Annotated in this window: 4 protein-coding genes; 3 read left to right on the forward strand and 1 reads right to left on the reverse strand. The window is 44.6% G+C overall.

What is annotated here, in order from left to right; genetic code table 11:
• From LUQ50_RS07935 to LUQ50_RS07945, 3 genes are all read left to right on the forward strand, one after another.
• Positions 1 to 1142, forward strand: a 1142-nt coding sequence (locus LUQ50_RS07935; RefSeq protein ID WP_300038820.1) for an ABC transporter substrate-binding protein, incomplete at its 5' end; no start/stop codon positions are given.
• A 204-nt stretch (positions 1143 to 1346) separates the two neighbouring features.
• The gene (locus tag LUQ50_RS07940; RefSeq protein ID WP_300038823.1) at positions 1347 to 3887 is read left to right on the forward strand and encodes a calcium-translocating P-type ATPase, PMCA-type; all 2541 of its coding nucleotides are present in this window, start codon (positions 1347 to 1349) and stop codon (positions 3885 to 3887) included.
• A gap of 107 nt (positions 3888 to 3994) precedes the next feature.
• On the forward strand, positions 3995 to 4885 hold the full coding sequence (locus LUQ50_RS07945; RefSeq protein WP_300038828.1) for a cation diffusion facilitator family transporter: 891 nt from the start codon (positions 3995 to 3997) through the stop codon (positions 4883 to 4885).
• A 102-nt stretch (positions 4886 to 4987) separates the two neighbouring features.
• Here LUQ50_RS07945 and LUQ50_RS07950 read toward each other — a convergent pair.
• The coding region (locus tag LUQ50_RS07950; protein ID WP_300038831.1) for a methanogenesis marker 14 protein at positions 4988 to 6403 on the reverse strand (1416 nt) is incomplete at its 5' end.

Raw genomic sequence — 6403 nt, forward strand, 5'->3', positions numbered from 1 at the left:
AGTATCGCTGGGTTGGTCCCTTTGCTACATATGACATCGTGCTCTTCTCACTTCGTTCCCGTAATATTACGATATCCTCTTCAGAAGAACTTCGGAATTATACAATTGGGGCGGTCACTTCAGATGTGTCAGCGGAACGATTGAGTGAACTTGGGGTAAATTCCGAAAATATCGTAACAAATCAGGATCCCACAGAACTTTTCAGGCTCCTTGAAGCGGAGAAGATTGATCTGGTAACCTCTGGAGATATTGCCGGTGAGTATTTTATCAAAAAGAGGAATGGAACCCCTGAAACATACCGGATATCCTATCGTATGGATTCAACTCCCCTGTATTATGCCTTCAACAAGGATACACCAGAAGACTTATTGAACAGGTTTGAGCAGGGACTTGATCGGATATCCCTGCCTCCGGCAGATGGGGGTATGAGTAAGCGGGATCAGGTGATGAGTGCATACAACCCGGTTTCAGGCCTTTCCTCCCTGAAATTTTATACTGAAGAGTATTACCCGTTCAACTACCTGTTGAATGGCACTCCTGCAGGTACATCGGTAGATGTCCTGGCTGAAGTATTCAAACGACTGGATGTGAACCTTTCAAGAGGCCAGATCAGTCTTGGCTCATGGGATGAGGGGTACCGCAGGACCATGAACCAGACCGGAACAGTCATTTTTTCAACGGCCCGTTCACCTGAACGGGAGGAACTCTTCTCCTGGGCTGGACCGGTCTTCACCGAATCGAATGTTATCTTTAGCCATGTCTCAAATATACCGGAAATTACCACACCCGGTGATCTTACAGACCTTCGCATCGGGGCGGTCACCGATGATATCGCTGCCCTTGATCTGGCAGATGTGGGATACCGGGATGCTTTGCTGTCATCAGATGCAAAAATCCTGATCCAGGCTCTTGAAAATGGAACTCTTGATGGGTGGGCATATGCTGAACATCCTGGAAAGAATCTGATAGCCCGGTACGCAAAGAATCCTTCTGCTCTTCAGCAGACGTATACTTTGAAATCCCATGATTATTACTTTGCCTTTAACCGGAATACTCCCCTTCCACTGGTTCAGGCGTTTCAACGTGCACTTGATCAGGTGAAAAGTGAGAGAGACCAGAAAGGGGAGAACAGGAATGACTGAATAGTGGAGCAGCATCATGGCACCCCTTTTTAAGATTAGAGAGTTATTTGGTCATTGGGTTCTCACATGGAGATCTGTAAAACTGATTATGATGCTGATGAATAGAGCGAATCAAGAGAAGATTAACCAGGATGGTACACGTGTCCTCCTCAACCCTGACCTTACCAACATTCTGATGTTGCTGTACGCCAATCAGGTAGTATCATGATCCCCTTGGAGGAGATGTCTCACTATGGCAATGACGGACTAACCTGGGAAGAGGTCATTGAATCGCAGAAAACATATGGAAAAAATGAATTAACCCCACCGAAACACATTCCGGTCTGGAAACAGTATCTGGAGAAATACAATGATCCGATAATCCGTATTCTTCTTGTCGCGGTTACCCTTTCTGCTATCGTTGCATTGATAGAAGGGAACAGTCTCATTGATACCCTTGGAATCGCACTGGCAGTAATCCTGGCGACAAGCATCGCTTTTTTAACAGAATACAAAAGCAATCGTGAATTTGAGGCCTTGTACGCGATGCGCGAGGATACCTCAGTCAAGGTCGTCAGAAACGGAAGTCCTACCAGTATTCAGATGCGGGATGTTGTCGTTGGTGACTATATTCTTCTTGAGGCCGGGGACCAGGTACCGGCCGATGGATATCTTCGTGTTGCATCAGATATTGAAGTTGACGAGTCGGCATTTACCGGAGAGAGTGAACCGGTTGGGAAAAATTCTGATGATGAAGTCATGAAAGGATCGTACATCACCGCAGGAAGAGGTACCATGATTGCTGCTGCAGTCGGTGATAACACGAAGATGGGGGAGATTTCATCATCGCTTATTGAAGGAACAAGGCCGGAAACTCCTCTGCAGCTGAAGTTGAAAGATCTTGCAGATCTGATCAGCAAATTCGGATATATAATGGCCGGTCTCATCATCATACTGGTATTAATCCAGGGATTTTTCCTCGGTGTTCCTCCTGAATCTCCGATTGAGGTTTTTGGATTTTTTTTACAGGCCTGTATGCTGGCAGTTGTTATTATTGTTGTTTCTGTTCCTGAAGGACTTCCAGTAAGTGTTACGGTCTCCCTGGCTCTAACCATGAAGAAAATGACCCGGGTTAAAAGCCTGGTAAGACGTATGATCGCCTGTGAGACCGTGGGATCAGTGACGGTCATTTGTACCGATAAGACCGGCACACTCACTATGAACCAGATGGAGGTTGCTGCAGCCTCTATTGAAGTCCCGGAGATGACAACGAATATTCCCTCCACCCCATCAGAGTGGATCACCCTGAATGCTGCTGTAAATAGTACCGCAGAACTGGATGAGAAAGAGGGAAGGGTGATCACCATCGGAAATTCTACTGAAGGGGCTCTTCTCAGGTGGCTCCACCGGTCCGGAATCAGGTATCCGGATATCCGTAATGCCTGGTTAGTAGAACATCAGGACTTTTTTACTTCGAAAAAAAAGCAGATGACCACTATCATACCATATGGTCACCGGTATTTGCTCTTGGTAAAAGGAGCACCCGAGATCATCAGTGCAACATGTACCCCTGCTCCTGATTTGAGTCATCTGCACCATCTTGCCGGCAGGGCTATGCGTACCTTAGCCTTTGCTCATGGGGAACTTCAACCCGGTGAGACCGAACCGGTCAGTTTCACGTGGGATGGGTATGTAGGAATTCGCGATGAAGTCAGGCCTGATGTGAATGAAGCGGTAAAATCGTGTAGTAATGCAGGGATTACGGTAAAAATGGTGACTGGTGACAGCCCTGAGACCGCTGCAGCTATTGCGAAGGAGACAGCAATTCTTACATCCGGCATCGTCATGACCGGTCCTGAATTTCGGGAATTATCTGAAGAGAAACGCCGGGAAATTGCTCCTGCTATCCAGGTCCTGGCAAGGTCAGACCCTCATGATAAACTTCTGATGGTCAGGGCCCTTCAGGCAAACGGAGAGGTAGTGGCGGTTACCGGAGATGGGACAAATGATGCTCCTGCCCTTCGCAATGCAGATGTGGGATTTGCCATGGGAATTGCAGGAACTGAGATCGCCAGGGAGGCGAGTGATATTATTCTTCTTGATGACTCATTCCCCACGATAAAAAGTGCAGTCTGGTGGGGACGTGCACTTTTTGAAAACATCCAGCGGTTTTTGGTCTTTCAACTCACTATCAATATTGCTGCTGCTATTCTGACTTTCATCGCTCCACTTTTGGGAGTATCTCCCCCATTTACCATTATTCAGTTACTCTGGATCAATATTATCATGGATTCACTTGCGGCTCTGGCTCTCTGTTCTGAAGCACCGCATCCTGCATTGATGAAGCGAAAACCCATTCCAAAAACTGCTTCGGTGATAACGCCATACATGAAGTGGGCAATTCTCATTACTGCCGGAATTTATATTGCAGTTGGAATAGCCGGTCTGATACTGGGTCTTCCATTTATGACAACTCCGCAGGAACAGGCAACAGCCTTTTTTTCAGCATTTGTGATTGCACAGGTCTGGAATGGATTTAATTGCAGGGGAATAAATGGGATTATGCCTTCAATATTCAGGGGGAACCCGGTTTTTTTTGGAATCATGGGATGTATTGTCTGTATTCAGATCCTGATCGTTCAGTATGGTGGAATGGTTTTTGATACCGTCCCGTTAACCCTCCTGCAATGGATGATGGTGGGTATCGGGACCATGCCGGTCCTGCTGATCTGGCCTTTGCTTCGAATGGGGATGAGGTTAGAATAAACCCATTTCAAAAATATAATCTCCTCCCCGTTTCAAAACTCTTTGCGTAAATAATTTATCAATTTTTTAAAATCATGGAACACAACTCTGCATCAGAACAGATATCCTTGAATTCGAAAGAAAAGACGGTCTTTCAAAGTGTAATTATCGCACTCATCCTTTGGATTCCGAATATTGCTGCTGTTCTGTTATCCGGATCTGTTACCATGCTTGCAGATGTAGTAAAAGATGGAAATGAGATCCTGGCGACATTTCTGGCGTGGATAGTTCTGCGAAAAGTTTCACAGGGAAAATCCGGAACCTACGATTATGGTATGGGGAAGTTCGAAACGATCATCGGTTTTATAACCGGTGTTGTGATGTTTATCTCTCTTTTCATTGTTTTTTATTCCGGGATATGGAGGATTCTGGCACCTGAACCGATCCAAATCGGGGGTTCTCTTTTAGGAATAGGTATCTACTGTATCTCGATCTGTGCTAATACCCGGACTTGTCTTAAGAGTCACCGGATTGCAAAAATAGATGCTTCTCCGATTATGGATTCTCAATGGAGACTTTTCAGAAATAAGGCCATATCAGATGCACTTGTTATTGGGACCCTCATCGCCTCATTGGTTTTCCATGAATTCTGGTGGTCATGGCTCTTTGACCCGATTTCATCACTTCTTATTGGAATAATTCTTTTCCTCTCAGGGTACCATATCATAAAATCATCATTTCAGGATCTTCTTGATAAGACCATTGATGAATCCTTTCAGTTTCTAATTCTGCAGGATCTCGTTGAATTTTTCGATGAATATATTGCATTTCATGGAATGAAATCCCGATTATCTGGAAATAATGTGTATATTGAAATATTCCTGGAGTTTGATGATGATCGGAAAATGGGTGAAGTCCAGGACATAATAGATCGGATGAAATCTTCAATCGAACAGAAGATTGAAAGAAGTACAATCTCTATTGTACCGAGCAGGGGATTTAAAAATGGTGATCATTGAAAACTCTGTATCAGGAGTGGATCTTTTGAGTTATTGTGCCTGATAATTTTTTTCGGTGATGATGCTTCGACATTCCGGCAACATTAACCGCAGATTCTATTATTACATTGCCTGAAATGCTTTTCTCCGACCAAGGATGCATCCCTCTCCCCGACACCCGCCAAGTGGTTGTTTCGGGTTTCCAAGGCATCCCACACAACGGGCCATTACTGCTGCTCCCCGGGGAAGTGCACTTGACACAAAGATAACCCGTTCATAGGGGTCAGGAAAGAGTTTCGTCTCCATTATACCTTCGAGCACATACTCTGGTTTTCTTCCAGACATAATCGCTCTCCCTGAGAATCCGATTGCTGAATTCTGATGAATGAGTCCTTCTTTGTGGGCTAGATCAATCATTCGGAGAGCGAGCTGAGCACATACACGATCCACTACTTCAGTGAATATCTTCAGACCGTGGCTCTCAAAGAGTTCTCCCCCTATCTCTTGCAGATTGTGATAATTTGAGAAATCATCTCCACAATCAACTCCGATTATGGAAATTTTTTCATTCTCTGCGATCTGAGGATCAATGGGCACCTGGCCGTATTTTTTCCGATGATGTGGTACTATTTCGACCTGAATCAGGTTATGAATCTGTTCTGAGTATTTTTTACTGATTACTGATTCTTTCTTCGAAAAAAAGCCGGTTGTAATTTCATCTCCTAAAAATTCCTGAGCATTTCCATACTGTTTATCCACCTTTCCGGTCCCTTTTACCAGGGTATCTGCGATAGCACCACCGAGCCCTATGAAACATCCGATGGTTCGGGCATAGGGATTTTTTCTATCCTTTGGTACATACTCGGTAATCCGCCCATCAAGGATGGTACCCATGTCCAGAGAGAGACAAGGATTTCTAAAATCTACCTGCGTATTTTTTGCTCCCTGTTTTATTCCAGCCAGGGAAAGATCTCCTTCCATATCATTTGCTATTAAATCCTCACCTGAAATCCCGGTTGCCGGGATGACTCCCGCAATCGAACCGTCATATCGTACTTTATCAAGAAGGCTATATCTTCGATCATCTTCAGGAAGTGAATTTTTCGTCATCACAGGTCGCATCTTTGACATGGAAATACCTGCATCAAGGCATCCCTTCGTAATTGAACCCAGGTAATTATTTATATGGTCTGGAGACTCCCATTCCGCGACGATTCCCGTAGAATGGACCGCATAGTCCAGTTCTTTTTGCAGATCCAGGTTACATGCACTAACCGTTTTCGTAATAATATCTTTTACCAGGTTTTCGACAGCTTCTTTTGAAAGAATGATGCCATCAAGCGTTTGTCCGAATTTTTCCTCATTAGGTATAGTTTTGGGAATTTTAACCTGATTCATCAAAGTAACATTTCTATTGATAAGATACGTAATCCCGGACTCAAGATTTGTACCGGTGATAATGCAGTCGGTGGTGGTATTTCCGACATCGATCGAGAGCACAATGTGATAGGTTTTTTCTTTATATTCAGGGATCGAAAT

The organism is Methanospirillum sp. (assembly GCF_028679455.1).
In the GTDB taxonomy this organism is placed as follows: domain Archaea; phylum Halobacteriota; class Methanomicrobia; order Methanomicrobiales; family Methanospirillaceae; genus Methanospirillum.

Bases quoted from the DNA above. Each gene is read 5' to 3' on its own strand.
- LUQ50_RS07940 (WP_300038823.1), top strand. From the start codon at position 1,347: ATGATCCCCTTGGAGGAGATGTCTCACTATGGCAATGACGGACTAACC.